Genomic DNA, 18,620 nt, shown 5'->3' with positions numbered 1-18,620 from the left:
CGGCTCGCGCCGCTCCTACAGCGAGCAACGGCGCGTGGGGTCGTCGTAGGAGCGGCGCCAGCCGCGAGGGGTTGAAGGCGGCGTGGCGGATCGGAAGCGCCCGAAAAGGCTCGCGGCTCGCGCCGCTCCTACGGCAGGGCGCAAGCCGCCGCGCTCAAAGCAGGAATATCGTCGCCAGCCCGAGGAAAATGAAGAAGCCGCCCGAGTCGGTCAGCGCGGTGATCATTACCGAGCTGCCCAGCGCCGGGTCGGCGCCGAGGCGGATGCGGATCATCGGGATCAGCACGCCGGCGCTGGCAGCGAGCAAGAGGTTCAGGGTCATCGCCGCGGTCATTACCATGCCAAGCTCGACGTTGCCATACAGCCACCACGCCAGTACGCCGAGCAGGCTACCCCATACCAGACCGTTGAACAGCGCGACGCCGAGTTCCTTCTTGAGCAGGCGGTTCATCGCCGACTGCTCGACCTGGCCCATCGCGATCGCACGCACGATCATGGTGATCGTCTGGTTGCCCGAGTTGCCGCCGATGCCGGCGACAATGGGCATCAGCGCAGCGAGCGCCACCAGCTTCTCGATCGAGCCTTCGAAGGCGCCGATCACGCGCGAGGCGATGAAGGCGGTGACCAGGTTGATCGCCAGCCAGGCCCAGCGGTTCTTCACCGAGCTCCACACCGAGGCGAAGATGTCTTCTTCCTCTCGCAGACCGGCGTGGCTGAGGATTTCGGCCTCGGACTCCTCGCGGATGTAATCGACCACGTCGGCCACCGTCAGGCGGCCGATCACGCGTTTCTCGCCGTCGACGACTGGCGCCGAGACGAGGTCGTAGCGCTCGAATGCCTGCGCGGCCTCATCGGCCTCGTCTTCGGGCGTGAAGCTGATCACCGTTTCCGAGCGCATCACATCGGCGACCTCGAGTTCGGGGTCGTTGATGAGCAGGGACTCGAGCGTCAGGATGCCCTTGAGGTGATCCTCGCGATCGACCACGAAGAGTTTGTCGGTATGGTCGGGCAACTCGTCGAAGCGGCGCAGGTAGCGCAGCACGACTTCGAGACTGACGTCCTCGCGTACCGTCACCATGTCGAAGTCCATCAGCGCGCCGACCGAGTCCTCAGGGTAGGACATGGCCGCGCGCAGCTGCTCGCGGCCCTCGGTGTCTAGCGATTGGAAGACGTCCTGGATGACCTCGGGCGGCAGGTCGGGGGCAAGGTCGGCAAGCTCATCGGCGTCGAGCGATTCGGCGGCGGCCTTGAGCTCTTCCGGCGCCATGGTCTCGATCAGGGACTCGCGAACTGCGTCCGAAACCTCGAGCAGGATTTCGCCGTCGCGCTCGGCCTTGACCAGGTCCCACACGTATAGGCGTTCTTCGCGCGGCAGGGCCTCGAGGATGTAGGCGATGTCGGCCGGGTGCAGGCTGTCGAGCTTGGTGCGCAGCCCGGCTTCGTGCTGTTTGTGGACCAGGTTCTCGACCAGCTCATGGCGCGGCATGTCCTGGCGGTGCACGAGCCCTTCCACCACTTTCTGGCGTGCGAGCAGGTCCTGCACCTCGCGCAGGTGGTGCTGGACGTCGTCGGGGTGGAGTTCTTCGGGCTCGGTCATCGCACGGCCTTGTGGGAGGGAGGCTGGGGGCGGGCGGGGCGGAAAAGCGGAATTCTACGGGCTTGGGCGGGCGCAGGCGACCCTGAACATGTCACGGCAGGTGAATTTTTCGTTGCGCCGCATCACGGCACCTGAGAATGCACCATGCGTCGTTGCACGCGGCTGGCGTGGGTGGCCAGGCGGGGGCCGAAACTGCGTTCGTAGCGGCGAGGGTTGGGCAGCATGACGGCCAGCCTTGCCGCCTCTGCCGGCCCCAGGCTGGCAGCCGGGCGGCCGTAGTAGTGGCGTGCTGCCGCTTCCGCCCCGAACACGCCGTTGCCCCATTCGGCGACATTGAGGTAGACCTCGAGAATGCGACGCTTGTCCCAGGTCGCCTCGATCATCACCGTGATCACCGCCTCCTGGCCTTTGCGCAGCCAGCTGCGCGAGGGCGACAGGAAGAGGTTCTTGGCGAGCTGCTGACTGATCGTCGAGCCGCCGGCGGCCAGCCGGCCGCGTTCGGCATTGCGCTCGAGCGCGCGCTGGATGCTCTCCCAGTCGAAGCCGCGGTGGTCCAGGAAACGGTCGTCCTCGGCTGCGACCACCGCGCGCTTGAGGTGGATGGAGATGCGCTCGTAGGGCACCCACTCGTGATGCAGGCGGGCGTTGGGGTCCGTCTTCTGCAACTCGGCCAGGCGCATGCGCATGAAGCGCGTGCTGTCGGGATCGAAGCGGCTCCACCATACGATCTGGGTGAAGATCACCGCCTGCCAGAACAGCAGCAGGAGCACTGCGATGGCCAGGCCGCGGCCCAGCCAACCCAGTGCGCGCCGCATGCCGGCTGCGCTCATGGGCACTCAGCCAGCATCGAGCTGGCGGCGTAGTTCGGCCAGCACTGCCGCGGTGTCGGGGCGCACCCCCCGCCACAGCGTGAAGCTCTCGGCGGCCTGCTCGACCAGCATGCCCAGACCGTCGGCCACGCGCGCCGCGCCCTGCGTGCGCGCCGCGGCCATGAAGGGGGTGTCGCCACGGCCGTACATCATGTCGTAGGCGACTGCCCCGGGGGCGTACAGGCCGGATGGCAGGGGCGGCAGCGCGCCGGACAGGCTGGCCGAGGTGGCATTGATGACGACGTCGAAGCGATGACCGGCAAGGGCGTCGAAGCTGCTGGCCGCGAGCGCGGCGCGTCCGGCATGGGGGGTGAAGAGGGCGACCAGTTCGTCGGCCTTGGCCGGGCTGCGGTTGGCGACGACGAGCGTGGCGGGCCGGCAGTCGAGCAGCGGCAGCAGGGCGCCGCGGGTGGCGCCACCGGCACCCAGCACCAGGACGCGGCGTCCGCCGAGCGTGCAGCCGAGGTTGACGATGAGATCGCGCACCAGGCCGGCGCCATCGGTGTTGTCGCCGAGGATGCCGTCGTCCCCGAACGCGAGTGTGTTGACCGCGCCGGCCAGTTCGGCGCGCGGCGTGTGCCGTGTGGACAGGGTGAAGGCTTCGAGCTTGAAGGGGACGGTGACGTTCATGCCGCGTCCGCCCTCGGCGCGGAAGTCCTCGACTGCGCGCACGAAGCCGTCCAGCGGCGCGAGCAGGGCCTCGTAGCTCAGTGTCTGGCCGGTCTGGCGGGCAAAGGCGGCGTGGATCTGCGGCGACTTGCTGTGGGCGATCGGGTTGCCGATGACGGCGTAGCGGTCCATGGGCAGGGTCTCAGTTGGCGCGCACCTGGTCGCGGTTGGTGAAGGTCCAGGTGCGGGTGATCTCGATCACGTCGTAGTCCTTGCGGATGTCAGGCGGGAAGGGCGCGTAGGGCGCGGCCATCTCGACGATGCGAACCGCCGCGTCGTCGAGCAGCTTGTGGCCCGAACTGCGATGCACGCCGACCTTGTCCACCGAGCCGTCGGCGCGGATGGTGACGGACAGCAACAGGCTGCCATAGAGCTTGCCGCGCGCCGCTTCCGGATAGTTCAGGGTGCCGACGCGCTCGACCTTCTGGCGCCAGTCCTCGACGTACTGGGCAAAGCGGTATTCCTGTGCACGCGCGCCGATGAACTTCTTGCGCGGGCGTTTCGCGAGCTCCTGCAGGTCGCGGTCGATCTGCGCCTCGAGCCGGGCCACGGCAGCAGCGCTGTCGAGCAGGTCGAGCCCGCTCAGGCGCGGTTCGGGCTCGGGGGTTGGTGCCGGCTGCTCGACCTTCTTCGGAGCCGCGGCGACCTTGGCTGGCGCCTTGTCGCGCGTGATCACCGGTTTCTGCTCCTGCACCGGCGCGGGCGCCAGGCGCTTGGCCTCGACCAGGGCGTCGCCGTCCTGGCGGTTCGGTTGTGGTGGCAGCGGCGTGCTCGGGCGTGCGTCCTGCTCGGTGTTGCCACCACCGTCAACGTTGGCCTGGGCGAACACCTCGGCCTTCTCCGGCGCCTGGGCGTGGCGGGTGTTGACCAGCACGACCTCCAGTCCCTTGTCGCGCGTCGGCTTGCTCTCGGGCAGGCGGAACTGAACGAGCAGCAGCAGGCCGTGCAGCAGCAGCGAGAGGGCAAATGCCGCCAGCAGCAGCGGCCCGCCGAGGCGGCGCAGCCTGCCTCTCACGCCCTGCGTGCCGCGCTGTGCCGGCGTTGCGGAGGGTTCGGAGGGGGGCATCCCGGGCGGTGCCATGGCGGTTCGATGACGGCCGGCTCAGGCGAAGCCGAAGCCGGCCTCGTTGAAGTCTCGTGCCTCCGGCTCGGCCAGGATCGCCACGAAGCGGGCCTCGACCTCGACGTCGAGGAGGTCGGTGTGCTCGACGTGAAGCCTTACCCGGCTGCCGGGGAGTTGCAGCGGCATCGAGGGGACGCGGAACACCAGCGGTACCTCGGTCAGCCGCACCACGTTCTCGCGCAGCACGGTGGCCTCGACCTCGCCGCGGCCGTGCTGGCGCAGCCAGCGCAGGCACCAGTAGCGCTCCATGCCACGCTGGAACTCGGCGTATTCGGCATAGGTGAGCTCGAAGTCGCGCAGTGCCGCCATCAGGTCGGCGGACTTGGGTGCAAAGGCCGGCGGGGTGCCCTGCAGCACCGAGATGATCTGCCACTGGTTGACCAGATCGACGTAGCGACGCAGCGGCGAGCTCGACCACGCGTAGCAATCCACGCCCAGGCCTTCGTGCGGCGCGGCGACCGTGGTCATGCGCACCTTGCCGCCGCCCTGGGCGCGGTACAGGCCGGGAATGCCAGAGGCGTCGAGCAGCTTGCCCCAGGTCATGTTGGCGTAGATCATCAGCTCGGCCACCAGCTTGTCCATCGGCGAGCCGCGCAGCCGACGGCTGATGCTGACATGGCCGGGGCCGTCGGCGGTATCGATGTTCCAGTCCACGCTGAAGCCGAAGTCGATGCGGTCCTCGTTGCCGCCTGCCTTGCCGCGCCCGGCCTCGAGCACGGTGGCGAGATCCCACAGCAGGGACAGTTCCTGCTTCCAGGGGAAGTCGGTCAGGCCAGTGTGCACGGTCTCGTCGTTGAACACCGGCTCGATGTCGTGATGCCGCAGGTTGGCGACGATCGGCACCATCTCGACCCGGCTGTGCTCGGCGACGATGGCCAGGCCTGGTGTCACGTCCAGGTACAGCGACACCGCCGGGCAGTCACGGCCTTCGGCCAGCGTGAAGCCCTGCACCACCTCGTCGGGCAGCATGGTGATCTTGTTGCCCGGCATGTACACCGTGGACAGCCGTCGGCGGGCGATCGCGTCCAGGCCCGAGCCACGGGCGAAGCCGAGCGCCGGGGCTGCGATATGGATGCCGATGCGCCAGCCGCCTTCGGGTCGCGGTGTCACCGAGAAGGCATCGTCGATCTCGGTGGTGGAGGCGTCGTCGATCGAGAACGCGGCGACTTCCGCGCGCGGCAGGTCGGCCGGCGTCACCGGTGGCTCGAAGGCGGGGAAGTCCGGGCCCTCGGGGAAGTTCTGGAACAGGAAGCGGTTGTAGTGGAAGTCGTAGCTCGATGCGAGCGCGCCACACTTGAGCAGCAGGCGTGCGGCCGACAGCCCGCTGTCGACGCAGGCGGCCTCGAGCGCCTTGATCTCGGGGCGGTTGCGGTCGGGGCGGTAGAGCGCCTGCGGCAGCAGGGCGGCGAGCTCGGCGGGCAGGCGGCCAGCGACCAGCTCGGTGCGCATGTGCTCGATCGCAGCGGCTTGCTGGCGCTTCTTCTCCAGGCCCGCGAGCGCGGCCTGAAGGATGTCGGCAGGGGCCTTGCGGAAGCGTCCTTTGCCCTTGCGATGGAACCAGATCGGCGCCGAATGCAGGCGCAGCAGGATGGCGGCGGACTCGACCGCGGTCGGCGTGTGACCCTGGTACTCGGCAGCGAAGTCGGCATAGGCGAATTCCTCGTCGCCGCACACTTCCCACAGGAACTCGATGTCGAGCTCGTCGGCCGCGGCCTCGGCGCGCGCGAGCAGGTCGGAGGGGCCGGGGTCGCGGAACTCGAGCAGCACATTGGCACGCTTGAGCTTCACCCGTTTGCCGTGGGTGTTCTCGACCTGCAGGGTGGCATCGTTATCAGCGAGGATCGTGCCGGCCTTGAAGGCCCCGTCCTCTTCATACAGCACGAACATCGGCATCCGCCTGAAGAAAGCAAGCGCGCTAGTTTACTGGATTCGGGCGGTCAGCCCCATTTCCGGATGCGTTGCCGCTCGTATCGCGCTTGCGCACCGCTGCTCCGGGCTTGCGGGGGCGTGGGGCGCCTTCCACGCGGTGCCGCGCTGCCTATCCAGTGTTCCCTGCTCTGCGCGCGCTGCGAATGAGGTCGGCCGAGTACACCGCGAGTGCAAGCCAGATCAGGGCAAAGCCGACGAGCTGGGTAGTGTCCAGGGGTTCGCGGAAGATCACGACCGCGACCAGGAAGTTGAGGCTGGGCGCGAGGTACTGCAGGAAACCCACGGTGGCGAGCGGCAGTCGCCGCGCACCGACTGCGAACAGCGTCAGTGGTACTGCTGTGAGGATGCCCGAGAGCGGTAGCAGCCAGTCGACGGTCGTGCCGGCACCGAAGGTGAGTGCGTTCTGTGCGCCCAGCCAGACCAGCCACGCCAGCGCCAGCGGTGCGACCAGCAGGGTCTCGATGAACAGGCCGCTTGCGGCCTCCACTGGGGCGCGCTTGCGCAACAGGCCGTAGAGGCCGAAGGTGCCGGCGAGGAAGATGGCGATCCATGGCGGGTTGCCCAGCTGCCAAACCCGCCAGCCCACGCCGGCACAGGCGATCGCCACTGCTGCCGCTTGCAGCGGGCGCAGGCGCTCGCCAAGGAAGATCGCGCCCAGGGCCACGCTGACAAGTGGGTTGATGAAGTAGCCCAGGCTGGCCTCGAGCAAGCGACCGGCGTCGATCGCCCAGATGAAGACCAGCCAGTTACTGCTGGTCAGGAGTGCGGTGAGGGTGAGCAGCGCGAGCAGGCGGGGTTGCGCGAGGACCGCGCGCACGCGAGCGAATCCGCCGGTCGAAGGGATTAGCGCGAGCAGGCCGGCGAGGAACAGGGCTGACCACAACACACGATGGGCGACGATCTCGAACGGCGGCACGCTGCCGATGGCGCGGAAGTAGAGCGGCGCCAGCCCCCAGATGCAGAAGGCGGTCAGCGCGGCCAGCATGCCGTTGCGCGCGTGGGTATGGGGGGAAGGCGTGGGCACGAGCGAAGCTATGGCGAGGAGTGGGCTGGGTGACGGGGCGTGAGGTGGACAGGGGGCCCTTGCTGCGCATTCGTGCCGTGCAGGTGCTGAGCCGCAGGCGACACGGGGCTACAGGGTCATTGACGCGTAGCGGTGGCAATCAGGGTGTGAGCTTGCAGCAGGTAACCGCCGCGGTCGTCACTGCAGCGATGATCGGCCAGCTCGTCGGCGACTGCCGCTTGTAGCGCCTCCTGCGTTGCCTGGGGCAGCCGGCCGAGGGCTTCGGCAGCGCCACCCGCGAGGTCGAGGAAGGCCTGCCAGTAGGCCTCGGCGCTGTCGAAGTGACAGCTGAACGTACATGTGCGGATGTCGACGTTAATGAAACCGGCCGCGCTCAGCGTCTGTGCCAGGACTTCCGGTTTGCCGTAGCGGAACACCGAGGGGCGGGCGACCTTGGGCGGCGGCAGCAGGCGGGCGATGGTGTCCTGCGCGCGGTGTATCAGTGGCACGGTTTCTCGCGTGCCCCACACCGACAGCGCGATCTGCCCTCCGGGCACGAGCACGCGGTGCATCTCGGCGAGCGCGCGTTCGGGCTGCGGGAAGATGAACAGTGCGAGGCCGGCGAGCACGCGGTCCACGCTGGCATCGGCCAGGCACAGGTGCTCGGCGTCGGTGGCCGCGAAGCAGGGCGCCTTGGCATGCTCGCCACAGCGGCGGGCGCCCTCGGCGAGCATGCCTTCGGCGATATCGGTGGCGAGCACGGTGCCGGCGGGGGCAACGCGCAGCGCGGCGTCGCGTGCGAGCAGGCCCGGGCCGCTGGCGAGGTCGAGCACGCGCTGTCCCGGCGCAAGCGCGGCGGCGTCGAGCAGGGCTGCGGCGAGGTCGGCGCGCAAGTGCGCCCCTTCGGCATAGCGTGCGGCGATGCGATTGAAACCGGCGCGCTCCATGGCCTTGAAGCGGCGCGGGTCGAAGCCGGGTGCGGCGCCTTGGGCTGCGTCCAGTGTGCTGGGGGTGGTGTCGTAGGTGCTCATCGGTGGCAGCCGGGCGTCAGGGGCAGGTGAAGTCTATCACCGCGTCGAGGTAGTCGCTCCAGCGCGAAAAGCCGTGGTCGCCGCCCTCGAGCACAGTCTGCCGGGCGCCGGTGTAGCGCTGTACTGCGTGGCGGTAGTCGAGCACCTCGTCGCCGGTTTCAACCAGCAGCCAGTAGCGTTCCGGGCGGGTGATCGTTGCCACTTCCAGGGCGCGCAGCTCGTCGATGTGGGTGCGGGTGAACTCGAAGCGCGCGCCGGTGTACATGTTGTCCTGCGTGCCGATGTATGCCTCGAGCGAGAGCGGCGCGACGACCGCCGGATTGACCAGCACCGCGCGCAGGTTGTGGCGTTCGGCGAGCCAGGTGGCGTAGTAGCCGCCGAGCGAACTGCCGACCACCGCCGGCTCCAGGCCGGCGGCGCGGGCGCGGGCGATCGCGTCCTCGGCGAGCGCGATCGCGGCGCGCGGCGATACGGGCAGTTGCTCGCACCAGAACTGCTCGGCAAGCCCGCGCTCGGTCATGCGCGCCTTGAGCGCCTGGGCCTTGATCGAGGCCGGGGCGGAGCGGAAACCATGCAGGTAGACGATCATCGTGTGTTCCTCGATCAGGGCTCGGACCATTCGACCCAGCCGAAGTACCACGTTGCCAGCACGAAGATGCCAAAGGCGATGCGGTACCAGGCGAAGACGATGAAGGTGTGGTTGGAGATGAACTTGATGAAGCTCTTCACCGCCCACATGGCGGCGATGAAGGAGGCGACGAAGCCGACCGCGAACACGGGCAGGTCTTCGATCCGCAGCAGCGCCCAGTTCTTGTACAGATCGTAGGCGGTGGCGGCGAACATGGTCGGGATCGCCAGGAAGAAGGAAAACTCCGCTGCCGTCTTGCGCGACAGGCCGAAGATCAGTCCGCCCATGATGGTGGCGCCCGAGCGCGAGGTGCCGGGAATCATCGCCAGCGCCTGCGCGAAGCCGACCTTGAGCGCGTCGGGCCAGCGCATCTCGTCGACGTCGTTGATGCGCGGGTGATAGGCGCGCTTTTCCACATACAGGATGATCAGCCCGCCCACCACCAGTGCGGTCGCCACCGTGATCGGGTTGAACAGCAGGCCCTTGATCGTGGAGTGGAACATCAGGCCGAGGATGGCCGCGGGCAGGAAGCCGATGAACAGCATCCACACGAAACGCTGTGCGCTTGGTTGCGTGGGCAGGCCGACGGCGACCTTGATCAGGCGCTCGCGGTAGTCCCAGCACACGGCGAGGATGGCGGCGAGCTGGATGACGATCTTGAATACCTTGCTGGTGTCATCGTTGTAGCCGAGGAGGTCGCCTACGATGATCAGGTGGCCGGTGGAGGACACGGGCAGGAATTCGGTCAGGCCCTCTACGATTCCGAGGATGAGGGCGACGAGAAGGAGAGAGAGGTCCATGCGGCTTGGGTGTGGGGAAAGGGGGCGGCGGGATTATAGCCCCCGGGATGTTGCACTGCGGCGGCAATGCCGAATGCGTGACACGGTCGCCTTCGGCGGTTGTCCGCCGAACCGTTGGGAGCGCTCAGGCGGCGGTGAGTGCTTCGAGCCTGTCCAGGTAGCGCAGCGCGTGCGCCTGCTCGCTGCCGCACATTTCGATGGAGGGCTGCAGGCTGGTGCACACCGCGGGCCGGCGCGGGTCGCCGAAGAGCTGGCAGCGGTTTGAGGCGTCGAGCTGGATGCAGCGCACGCCAGCCGGTTTGCCCTGCGCCATGCCTGGGATGGCCGAGGAGATCGAGGGGGCGATGCAACAGGCAGCGCAGCCCGAGCGACAGTCCATTGCCTATGCCTGCCCAGGCAGCGCTGACCACCAGTCGAGGACGGCCTCGAGCGTGGGCGGCAGCAGCGCACCTTCGTCGCCGGTGAAGTTCTTCCATTCGCCGAGGAAGCGCTCGCCAACGGCCGTCAATAGTGGCACGCCAGCCATCACCGTTTCGCCCATCTCGGCGCGCAGGCCGGCGCCCGAGACCTCCTGGGCGCCGAACTTGTTGATGATGACCAGATCGACACCGCGTTCGATCGCGCCGCGCACCGCAACCGAGCCGCGTGCCAGCGCGTCGGGGTCGACCCGGCAGGCCACCGAGCCGCGTCCGAGCTCCTGCGACAGCGGGATGCTCTCGCCGGTCTCCAGGTTCTCCAGCTCCATGGCGCAGGGGTCGTCAATGACGGTGGCGATGTCGTGCTGCAGCACGCCGCCGAGTTTCACGCCGTCTGCCGCGAGCGCGCGTGCAGCCTGGGCGAGCAGGGCCTCGATGTTGTCGGTGGGCTTGTATACGACGGCGGCAATGGCTGTGGCTGGCATGGTCGGGCTCGGCGTTCGGCGCGTACGGTGTCAGCCGCCATTGTCGCACTGCGACGCCAACAAGGGGGCGATGCGGAGGATAATGCGCGCCCTGACGACGCCGATACGGATCCATGAGGGCTGAACAACGGGGCGCACGCCGCCCGGCCGACACGCCGAACTTCGATGATTGCCTGAGCGCCGACCGGCCACGATTGCGTCGATTGGCGAGGGATCTCGCGCGCCCGCCGCGCGCAGCGGACCAGCACGCCCGGCTGCAGGCCGATCTCGAGACGCTGCTCATGCGTTCCCGCGCTGCCTATGCCGCTCGTCGGGCCGCACTGCCGACGCCGGATTTTCCGCCCGAGCTGCCGGTTTCGGCGCGGCGCGACGAGATCGCCGCGGCCTTGGCCGCCCACCAGGTCATCATCGTCTGTGGCGAGACCGGTTCGGGCAAGACCACTCAATTGCCCAAGATCGCACTGACGCTCGGTCGCGGCGTTGCCGGTCTCATCGGCCATACCCAGCCGCGCCGGATTGCCGCGCGCGCAACTGCGAGCCGCATTGCGCAGGAGCTCAGGAGCCCGCTTGGCGAGGTGGTGGGCTACAAGATCCGCTTCACCGACCGCAGTAGCGAGCGCAGCCACATCAAGCTGATGACCGACGGCATCCTGCTCGCCGAGACTCAGACCGATCCGTTGCTCGCCGCCTATGACACCCTGATCATCGACGAGGCGCACGAGCGCAGCCTCAATATCGACTTCCTGCTCGGTTACCTCAAGACCCTGCTGCCGCGCCGGCCCGACCTTAAGGTGGTGGTGACCTCGGCGACGCTCGATGCCGAGCGCTTCGCGACACACTTCGCCGACGCCGCGGGCCAGCCGGCGCCGGTGATCGAGGTTTCGGGGCGACTGTATCCGATCGAAATGCGCTACCGGCCGGTGGAGAGCGAGGAGCTCGACCCCGCCGCGGCCGCGCGGACGGCTGCGGCGAAGGGCGACAAGTCGAAGGATAAGGGGCGCGACCTGATGGACGCCCTTGTCGATGCGGTCGACGAGGCGCAGCGCTGCGGCCCGGGCGACGTGCTGGTCTTCCTGCCGGGCGAGCGCGAGATTCGCGAGGCCGCAGAGGCGCTGCGCAAGGCCCATCATCTGCCTGGTACAGAGATCCTGCCGCTGTTCGCGCGCCAGTCGGCTCAGGAGCAGGCGCGCGTGTTCTCGCCCTCCAGCGGGCGCCGGGTGGTGTTGTCGACCAACGTGGCCGAGACCTCGCTGACCGTGCCCGGCATCCGCTACGTGGTCGACACGGGCCTGGCACGCATCAAGCGCTACTCGCCGCGCAACAAGGTCGAGCAGTTGCAGGTCGAGAAGGTCGCCCAGTCGGCCGCGAAGCAGCGCGCTGGGCGCTGCGGCCGGGTCATGGACGGTATCTGCTTCCGTCTTTACGACGAGGACGATTTCAACCGCCGCCCGGCGCACACCGACCCCGAGATCCTGCGTTCCTCGCTGGCTGGCGTGATCTTGCGCATGAAGGCCCTGAAGCTGGGCGCGGTGGAGGACTTTCCCTTCATCGATGCGCCGGGCTCGCGCCTGATCGGCGACGGCTATGCGTTGCTCGCCGAGCTCGGCGCCGTCAGCGACGACGATGAGCGCAAGCTCACCCCGATCGGCATCGAGCTTGCCAGGCTGCCGCTCGATCCGCGCATCGGCCGCATGATCCTCGCCGCGCGCGATCGTGGCGCGCTCGCCGAGTTGCTGGTGATCGCCGCCGCGCTGTCGGTGCAGGACCCGCGCGAGCGGCCGCAGGACAGTCCCGGCGCCGCCGACCAGGCCCACGCAAGGTTCCGTGGCGGCGAGCAGGACCAGAAGTCCGAGTTCCTCTGGTACTGGCATCTGTGGAAGGCTTGGGACGAGGTGCAGCGTCACGAGTCGTCCAGCAAGCAGAAGGCCTGGTGCAAGAAGCACTTCCTCAACACCATGCGCATGCGCGAATGGCGTGACGTGTTCAGTCAGCTGCACACGCTGTGCGCTGAGCACGGCTGGAAGGACAACGCGCAACCCGCCAACTACGAGGCGATCCACAAGGCCTTGCTCGCAGGGCTGCTCGGCAACATAGGCTGCAAGGTTGATGAAGGAGAGCACGCAACCAAGGGCCCGCAGGCGGGTTCCTACCTGGGCGCGCGCGGGATCAAGTTCTGGCCGCATCCAGGCTCGTCGCTCGCGAAGAAGGCCGGGAAGTGGATCATGGCCGCAGAGCAGGTCGAGACCAGCCGCCTGTTCGGGCGCTGCATCGCGCGCATCGAGCCGGAGTGGGTGGAAGAGGTCGGCGGCCATCTGCTCAAGCGCCAGGTCTTCGAGCCGCACTGGTCCAAGGCTTCGGGCGCGGTGCGCGCCTGGGAGCGCGGCACGCTGTACGGTCTGGTGATCTACCCGCGCCGCGGCGTGGCCTATCGGGACATCGATCCGGCACTATGCCGCGAGCTCCTTATCCGCGAGGGGTTGGTGCAGGGCGAGGTTGCGGAGGGCGCGGCGCGCGCGATGGCCTTCCTTTCTCACAATCAGCGCCTGGTGACGGAGATCGAGCGTCTGGAGCACAAGTCGCGCCGTCCCGACGTGCTGGTGGACGAGGCGCTGATCGAGGCCTTCTACGACAGCAAGATCCCCGCGGATGTTTGCGATGTCGCCAGCCTGGAGGCATGGCGGAAGAAGGCGGAGAAGTCCGAGCCCAGGCTGCTGCACCTGTCGCGCGAGCAGTTGATGCGCCATGAGGCCGAGGGCGTCACGACCGACCGTTTTCCACCCGTGCTGGAGGTGCTGGGACAGAAGCTCAAGCTCACCTACCTGCATCAACCCGGTGAGGCCGATGACGGTGTGACGCTGACCGTGCCGCTGGCCATGTTGAATCAGGTCCCGACCAACCGCTGCGAGTGGCTGGTGCCGGGGTTGCTGGAGGAGAAAGTCGCGGCGCTGATGAAGACCGTGCCGCAGAAGCACCGCCACCGCCTGCAGCCGGTGGCCGAGAGCGCAGCGGCCTTCATGGCGGCTTGCGAGGCCGGCGAGTTCGACACCGACGAGCCGCTGCTGAAGATGCTGCAGCGCTTCGTCGAGGAGCGCGTGCAGCTGAAGCTGCCGCTGGAGAGCTTCCGCACGGAGAACCTCAAGCCCCACTGCTTCATGAACTTCCGCGTGATAGACGAGCACGGCCGGGTGATGGGGCAGTCGCGCAACCTGATGGACCTGCGCGCGCGCTTCCGCGAGCAGGTGGCGGCGCGTTTCTCGGCGGCGAATATCGGCAGTGCGCTTGCGGGCGCGCTCTCGGCGGCCGGCGTCGCAGGCGCGCCCGCAAGCGTTCGGGCGGATCGCGCGGGTGGAGGGCAGTCCGGCCCCGGTGCGAGTCATGCTGCATCGGGCCGCGGTGCGCAGGCGGGCGGTGCCGCGCGGGGGCGTGACGGGGCGACGGCTGAGGCGGCGGGGCTGGGCAATGAGGCACCAGCGCTACCGGCGAAGACGCTGTCCGGCTTCACCACGTGGAGTTTTGGCCCCTTGCCCGAGCTGCTCGAGATCCGCGTCGCCGGCCGCGAGGTGATTGGCTTCCCTGCGCTGCATGATGACGGCGACAGTGTTTCGCTGCGGCCCTATGACACCCCCGAGGAGGCGGCGCGTGTGCATCGGCGCGGTCTCGCCCGTCTGTTTGCGTTGAACCTGAAGGATCAGGTGCGTGCTGTCGAGCGCCTGCCCGGCCTGCGTGAGCTTGCGTTGCAGTACATGAGCTTCGGCACCGAGGCCGAGCTGAAGGCTCGCCTGGTGGACGCCACATTGAGCCGTTGCTGTCTGCTGGAGCCTTTGCCGACCGAGGCGGGAGCCTTCGCGCAGCGGTGCGCAGAGGCGAAGACGCGAGTCAGTCTGGTTGCACAGGAGTTCGTACGCCTGGCGGGCCAGTTGCTGGTTGAGCACGCGGGCTTGCAGGAGCGGCTGTCTGGGCTGAAAACCTTCCCCGAGGTCGTTGCAGACATCCAGGCTCAACTTGGCGGGCTGTTGCCCAAGGACTTCCTGGTCGCCTTCGAGTGGGAAAGGCTGGCCCATTTTCCGCGCTACCTGAAAGGAGCATCGGTTCGGCTCGACAAACTCCGCAACAATCCGGCGCGTGATGCACAGGCCATGGCCGAGTGGAGGCAGCTTGCCCAGACCTGGGAGCGAGAGCGACTGGCGCGCCGCCGCGCCGGCGTCGAAGACCCTGCGCTGGAGGAATTCCGCTGGCTGCTGGAGGAGTTGCGCGTCGGTCTGTATGCGCAGGAGCTGAGGACGCCGATGCCCGTGTCGGTCAAGCGTCTGCAGAAGATCTGGGAGAGCCGCCCGCGCTAGCCCGACGCGGGCGGCTCTCGCCGTCTCAGCGTAGCGGGATCACGATCGGGGGGACGCTCACCCCGATCACCACTGCGGGCGAATGGCTATAGGTGTAGGGGCGATACGCCGGTTCGTAGTAGTGCTTGTGCACGATCGTCTCGCGATAGTGGCGAGGACGCTCGTGGATGATCACGCGTTCGCGCACGACATGGCGCTCGTCCCAGCCGCGGTGGACGTGTTTGTGCTTGTACGCATGCTTGTACTTATGGGTGTGTCCGTGCCTGTCCCAGCCGCGGTGATCACGGTCGCCGCGCGCTTCGGCAGCGCCCGCGCTGGCGAGCAGTCCGCCGCACAGAAGTGCGGTGAGCAGCTTGTGGTAGAGGGGTGTCTTCATGATCTGCCTCGTTCGTGTTGTCGTGTCGCAGGGCATGGCCCCGGTGTCTGCATGCTAGGCGCTGCGGCGCATGCGGGGGCGGTGCGAATGTAAGCAGGATTTTTCGAGCGCGCCGACATGGGGCTCGTTGTGTCCGCTTTGTCAATACAAGGCTTTGACATCCCCGGGTTTCTTGTTATATTCGCGGGCTTCCCTTGCCCCACCGGATTCGCATGCCGGGGGGCTGCTTCACTCAACCGCAAGGAGTCTGCATGCGACACTACGAAATCGTATTCATCGTCCACCCGGACCAGTCCGAGCAGGTGCCGGCGATGGTCGAACGCTACAAGACCATCGTGACCGCCCGCAATGGCCAGATCCACCGCCTGGAAGACTGGGGCCGCCGCCAGATGGCCTACCCGATCCAGAAGGTGCACAAGGCTCACTACGTGCTGATGAACATCGAGTGCGACGGCGAGACGCTGGCTGAACTCGAGCACTCGTTCAAGTTCAACGATGCCGTGCTGCGCCACCTCACCATCAAGATGAAGAAGGCCGTGACCACGCCTTCGCCGATGATGAAGGAAGAGAAGTCGCGCTCGCTGAGCACCGCTTCCGACGACAAGCCGGCCGACAGCGAAGCTGCTGCTGCCTGAGTTGCCTGAGCCGGGTCTGAACCAACTGCGCATCGATGCGCGCGTGGCCGAAGTGCTGCCGTTGCGTCGAACCCCTGCCGGAGTGCCGGTCGCCAGCTGTACGTTGGCGCACGAATCGAAACAGATCGAAGCGGGTTTGAGCCGCGATGTTTCGGTGGAGCTCCAGGCGGTCGCAGTGGGTGATCTGGCTGCGGTGCTCGCGGTGGCGGCTCCGGGATGCGCGATCCGCGCGACCGGTTTCATGGCCGCCAGGAGCATGCGCAGTCGCAGCCCGGTTCTGCATCTGAACACAATCGAATTTCTCGAAGGAAACTGAAAATGGCCTTCAAGCCCAAATCCAAGTTCAAGAAGAAAGATGACCGCGGCGGTCGTGGTCTGTTCAAGCGTCGCAAGTTCTGCCGCTTCACCGCTGAGAAGATCGAAGAAGTCGACTACAAGGATGTGGACATCCTCAAGGACTTCATCACCGAAAACGCCAAGATCATGCCGGCCCGCATTACCGGCACCAAGGCGGGTTACCAGCGTCAGCTGTCGGTCGCCGTCAAGCGCGCCCGCTTCCTGGCTCTGATGCCTTACACCGACCTGCACCAGTAAGAGAGGAACGACGTCATGCAAATCATTCTTCTCGAGAAGGTTGTCAATCTGGGTGGCCTCGGCGATGTGGTCAAGGTCAAGGACGGTTACGCTCGTAACTTCCTGATTCCGCAGGGCAAGGCCAAGCGTGCCACGCAGGCCAATCTGGCCGAGTTCGAAGCCCGCCGCGCTGAACTCGAGCGCGCCCAGGCAGAGAAGCTCGCTGCCGCCCAGGCGCTCGCAGCCAAGCTCGAAGGTGTCAGCGTCCAGGTCGCCCGCAAGGCCGGCATGGACGGTCGCTTGTTCGGCTCGGTCGGCAACGCCGACATCGCCGATGGACTGGTGGCTCAGGGCTTCGAGATCGAGCGTTCGGCCGTGCGTCTGCCCGATGGCCCGCTCAAGCAGGTCGGTGATGTCCAGGTTGAAGTGTCCCTGCACGCAGATGTCCTCGCGACCATCACCGTGACGGTGGTTGGCGAGCAGTAATTCCCGCGTCTTTGCGCGTGATCGAAAGGGCTGCCTTGCGCAGCCCTTTTTTGTTTTCGGAGGCGTGCCGTGCGAGTGGCGCGCCGCTAGCATCGCTAGAATCCGACGAGTGGAATCGAAAGGTGGTCGTGATGAGCTCTCCTCCCTCCCGTTTTGCCGACCATGTTGCGGCCGATCCGCAACTGGCGCAGATCAAGCTGCCGCCGCATTCGATCGAGGCCGAGCAGTCGCTGATCGGCGGCATCCTGCTCGACAACCAGGCTTGGGAGCGGGTTGCCGATCTAGCCAACGAGTCTGACTTCTATCGCGACGACCATCGTCGCATCTACCGCCACATCACCCGGCTCATCGATCAGGGGCGGCCGGCTGACGTGGTGACGGTGTTCGAGTCGCTGGAGAAGAACGGCGAGGCCGAGCAGGCCGGCGGTCTGGCCTATATTGCCGAGATCGCCAACAACACGCCGTCGGCGGCGAACATCCGCCGCTACGCCGAGATCGTTCGCGAGCGCGCAATCCTGCGCAAGCTGGTGGCGGTCGGCGACGAGATTGCGGCGAGTGCGCTGAGCCCTTCCGGCAAGGACGCAAAGGCCTTGCTCGACGAGGCTGAGGCGAGGGTGTTCGAGATTGCCGAGGCCGGCGCCCGTCATGCCAGCGGGTTCGTCTCCATCCAGCCCATCCTCAAGCAGGTGGTGGATCGGGTGCAGGAGCTCTATGATCGTGACAACCCGCAAGAGGTTACGGGGGTGCCCACTGGGCTGGTGGACCTCGATGCCAAGACGTCCGGCCTGCAGCCGTCGGACATGATCATCGTTGCGGGGCGTCCGGCAATGGGCAAGACGACCTTCGCCTTGAATCTTGCCGAGCACATTGCGATCGAGCAGCGCCTGCCGGTGGCGATCTTCTCGATGGAAATGCCGGGCACGCAGTTGGCGACCCGCTTCATCTCCTCGGTTGGTCGCATCGACATGCAGAAGATCCGTAGTGGACGGCTTACCGACGATGACTGGCAGCGGCTCACCATGGCAATGGGCAAGCTCTACGATGCGCCGCTCTTCATCGACGAGACGCCGGGCCTCAATCCGATCGATCTGCGCGCGCGTGCGCGCCGGCTCGCTCGCCAGTGCGGCAAGCTCGGCCTCATCGTCATCGACTACCTGCAGCTGATGAGCGGTACGCGCGAAGGCGACAACCGGGCGTCAGAGCTCTCCGAGATCTCGCGCTCCGTGAAGTCGCTGGCCAAGGAGCTCCATGTGCCGATCATCGCCTTGTCGCAGTTGAACCGAAGCCTCGAGCAGCGTCCCAACAAGCGCCCCGTGATGTCCGATCTGCGCGAATCCGGTGCGATCGAGCAGGATGCGGACATCATCATGTTCATCTATCGTGACGAGGTCTACAACCCCGATTCGCCGGACAAGGGCACGGCGGAGCTGATCATTGGCAAGCACCGTAACGGTCCGACCGGCACCGTGCGCATGACCTTCATTGGTGAGAACACGCGATTCGAAAACTATGCGGCCGGACCGGGAGCCTACTGACGGGCGCTGGGGGGGGCATACTGGATGCGCCTGCATACATCCATTTAAAACCTTGATCGTTATTTTTCTTGACGGTATGGATTGGGTGTCTATAATGCGCACCTCTTCAGCGCTGCAGCGGTTTC

At 67.0% G+C, this 18,620-nt stretch carries 18 protein-coding genes; 6 read left to right on the top strand and 12 right to left on the bottom strand.

The features are described 5' to 3' along the window. Positions 1–154: 154 nt before the first annotated feature. The 11 genes from mgtE to C662_RS18440 form a co-directional block, all read right to left on the bottom strand. The gene (gene mgtE, locus C662_RS18490; RefSeq protein ID WP_002933083.1) at positions 155–1,597 is read right to left on the bottom strand and encodes a magnesium transporter; all 1,443 of its coding nucleotides are present in this window, start codon (positions 1,595–1,597) and stop codon (positions 155–157) included. A gap of 122 nt (positions 1,598–1,719) precedes the next feature. Beyond that, positions 1,720–2,412: a monofunctional biosynthetic peptidoglycan transglycosylase gene (gene mtgA, locus C662_RS18485; protein WP_002933082.1), complete on the bottom strand. Its 693-nt coding sequence runs from the start codon at positions 2,410–2,412 to the stop codon at positions 1,720–1,722. 21 nt (positions 2,413–2,433) lie between these two features. Next, complete coding sequence (gene aroE / locus C662_RS18480; RefSeq protein ID WP_002933080.1) at positions 2,434–3,267, bottom strand: shikimate dehydrogenase; 834 nt, start codon at positions 3,265–3,267, stop codon at positions 2,434–2,436. A gap of 10 nt (positions 3,268–3,277) precedes the next feature. Further along, the gene (locus tag C662_RS18475) at positions 3,278–4,216 is read right to left on the bottom strand and encodes a TonB family protein (protein WP_037985062.1); all 939 of its coding nucleotides are present in this window, start codon (positions 4,214–4,216) and stop codon (positions 3,278–3,280) included. 21 nt (positions 4,217–4,237) lie between these two features. Beyond that, positions 4,238–6,145, bottom strand: coding sequence for a ribonuclease catalytic domain-containing protein (locus C662_RS18470; protein WP_002933076.1), 1,908 nt, complete (start codon positions 6,143–6,145; stop codon positions 4,238–4,240). A gap of 151 nt (positions 6,146–6,296) precedes the next feature. Then, positions 6,297–7,172, bottom strand: a complete 876-nt coding sequence (gene rarD / locus C662_RS18465) for an EamA family transporter RarD (protein ID WP_002933075.1) — start codon at positions 7,170–7,172, stop codon at positions 6,297–6,299. A gap of 155 nt (positions 7,173–7,327) precedes the next feature. Next, positions 7,328–8,221 (bottom strand): class I SAM-dependent methyltransferase, encoded by an 894-nt coding sequence (locus tag C662_RS18460; RefSeq protein WP_002933074.1) that lies wholly within the window; start codon positions 8,219–8,221, stop codon positions 7,328–7,330. Between the two features lie 16 nt (positions 8,222–8,237). Continuing rightward, complete coding sequence (locus tag C662_RS18455; protein ID WP_198291791.1) at positions 8,238–8,810, bottom strand: YqiA/YcfP family alpha/beta fold hydrolase; 573 nt, start codon at positions 8,808–8,810, stop codon at positions 8,238–8,240. Positions 8,811–8,824: 14 nt separating this feature from the next. Then, complete coding sequence (locus tag C662_RS18450; protein ID WP_002933072.1) at positions 8,825–9,649, bottom strand: undecaprenyl-diphosphate phosphatase; 825 nt, start codon at positions 9,647–9,649, stop codon at positions 8,825–8,827. A 124-nt stretch (positions 9,650–9,773) separates the two neighbouring features. After that, positions 9,774–10,028 carry a YkgJ family cysteine cluster protein gene (locus C662_RS18445; RefSeq protein WP_002933067.1) on the bottom strand — a complete coding sequence of 85 codons (255 nt, stop codon included), beginning with the start codon at positions 10,026–10,028 and terminating at the stop codon, positions 9,774–9,776. Between the two features lie 3 nt (positions 10,029–10,031). Then, positions 10,032–10,550, bottom strand: coding sequence for a DUF2478 domain-containing protein (locus C662_RS18440; protein WP_002933065.1), 519 nt, complete (start codon positions 10,548–10,550; stop codon positions 10,032–10,034). Positions 10,551–10,663: 113 nt separating this feature from the next. Here C662_RS18440 and hrpA point away from each other — a divergent pair, with 113 nt between their 5' ends. Continuing rightward, entirely contained in the window at positions 10,664–14,890 is a 4,227-nt protein-coding gene (gene hrpA / locus C662_RS18435; RefSeq protein ID WP_198291913.1) for an ATP-dependent RNA helicase HrpA, read from the top strand. Positions 14,891–14,915: 25 nt separating this feature from the next. Here hrpA and C662_RS18430 read toward each other — a convergent pair whose 3' ends face one another. Beyond that, on the bottom strand, positions 14,916–15,266 hold the full coding sequence (locus C662_RS18430) for a hypothetical protein (RefSeq protein ID WP_002933057.1): 351 nt from the start codon (positions 15,264–15,266) through the stop codon (positions 14,916–14,918). 251 nt (positions 15,267–15,517) lie between these two features. Between C662_RS18430 and rpsF the strand changes: the two genes are divergently transcribed. The 5 genes from rpsF to dnaB all read left to right on the top strand — a co-directional run bounded on the left by rpsF (position 15,518) and on the right by dnaB (position 18,495). Continuing rightward, complete coding sequence (gene rpsF, locus C662_RS18425; protein WP_002933056.1) at positions 15,518–15,901, top strand: 30S ribosomal protein S6; 384 nt, start codon at positions 15,518–15,520, stop codon at positions 15,899–15,901. Between the two features lie 43 nt (positions 15,902–15,944). Next, positions 15,945–16,217, top strand: a complete 273-nt coding sequence (gene priB / locus C662_RS18420) for a primosomal replication protein N (protein WP_386040092.1) — start codon at positions 15,945–15,947, stop codon at positions 16,215–16,217. Between the two features lie 2 nt (positions 16,218–16,219). Then, positions 16,220–16,495, top strand: a complete 276-nt coding sequence (gene rpsR, locus C662_RS18415) for a 30S ribosomal protein S18 (protein ID WP_002933051.1) — start codon at positions 16,220–16,222, stop codon at positions 16,493–16,495. A 15-nt stretch (positions 16,496–16,510) separates the two neighbouring features. Continuing rightward, entirely contained in the window at positions 16,511–16,960 is a 450-nt protein-coding gene (gene rplI / locus C662_RS18410) for a 50S ribosomal protein L9 (protein ID WP_002933042.1), read from the top strand. 131 nt (positions 16,961–17,091) lie between these two features. Continuing rightward, positions 17,092–18,495, top strand: coding sequence for a replicative DNA helicase (dnaB, locus tag C662_RS18405; RefSeq protein WP_198291912.1), 1,404 nt, complete (start codon positions 17,092–17,094; stop codon positions 18,493–18,495). Positions 18,496–18,620 lie beyond the last annotated feature (125 nt).

This window comes from Thauera sp. 28 (assembly GCF_000310145.2).
GTDB classification, from domain to species: domain Bacteria; phylum Pseudomonadota; class Gammaproteobacteria; order Burkholderiales; family Rhodocyclaceae; genus Thauera; species Thauera mechernichensis.
The sequence above is the reverse complement of the archived record's forward strand: the minus strand, read 5'-3'. Positions and strand labels throughout refer to the sequence as shown.

Coding starts and splice junctions, on each gene's coding strand:
- mgtE (WP_002933083.1), bottom strand. CDS start 1,597: ATGACCGAGCCCGAAGAACTCCACCCCGACGACGTCCAGCACCACCTG.
- mtgA (WP_002933082.1), bottom strand. CDS start 2,412: ATGCGGCGCGCACTGGGTTGGCTGGGCCGCGGCCTGGCCATCGCAGTG.
- aroE (WP_002933080.1), bottom strand. CDS start 3,267: ATGGACCGCTACGCCGTCATCGGCAACCCGATCGCCCACAGCAAGTCG.
- C662_RS18475 (WP_037985062.1), bottom strand. CDS start 4,216: ATGGCACCGCCCGGGATGCCCCCCTCCGAACCCTCCGCAACGCCGGCA.
- C662_RS18470 (WP_002933076.1), bottom strand. CDS start 6,145: ATGTTCGTGCTGTATGAAGAGGACGGGGCCTTCAAGGCCGGCACGATC.
- rarD (WP_002933075.1), bottom strand. CDS start 7,172: ATGCTGGCCGCGCTGACCGCCTTCTGCATCTGGGGGCTGGCGCCGCTC.
- C662_RS18460 (WP_002933074.1), bottom strand. CDS start 8,221: ATGAGCACCTACGACACCACCCCCAGCACACTGGACGCAGCCCAAGGC.
- C662_RS18455 (WP_198291791.1), bottom strand. CDS start 8,810: ATGATCGTCTACCTGCATGGTTTCCGCTCCGCCCCGGCCTCGATCAAG.
- C662_RS18450 (WP_002933072.1), bottom strand. CDS start 9,649: ATGGACCTCTCTCTCCTTCTCGTCGCCCTCATCCTCGGAATCGTAGAG.
- C662_RS18445 (WP_002933067.1), bottom strand. CDS start 10,028: ATGGACTGTCGCTCGGGCTGCGCTGCCTGTTGCATCGCCCCCTCGATC.
- C662_RS18440 (WP_002933065.1), bottom strand. CDS start 10,550: ATGCCAGCCACAGCCATTGCCGCCGTCGTATACAAGCCCACCGACAAC.
- hrpA (WP_198291913.1), top strand. CDS start 10,664: ATGAGGGCTGAACAACGGGGCGCACGCCGCCCGGCCGACACGCCGAAC.
- C662_RS18430 (WP_002933057.1), bottom strand. CDS start 15,266: ATGAAGACACCCCTCTACCACAAGCTGCTCACCGCACTTCTGTGCGGC.
- rpsF (WP_002933056.1), top strand. CDS start 15,518: ATGCGACACTACGAAATCGTATTCATCGTCCACCCGGACCAGTCCGAG.
- rpsR (WP_002933051.1), top strand. CDS start 16,220: ATGGCCTTCAAGCCCAAATCCAAGTTCAAGAAGAAAGATGACCGCGGC.
- rplI (WP_002933042.1), top strand. CDS start 16,511: ATGCAAATCATTCTTCTCGAGAAGGTTGTCAATCTGGGTGGCCTCGGC.
- dnaB (WP_198291912.1), top strand. CDS start 17,092: ATGAGCTCTCCTCCCTCCCGTTTTGCCGACCATGTTGCGGCCGATCCG.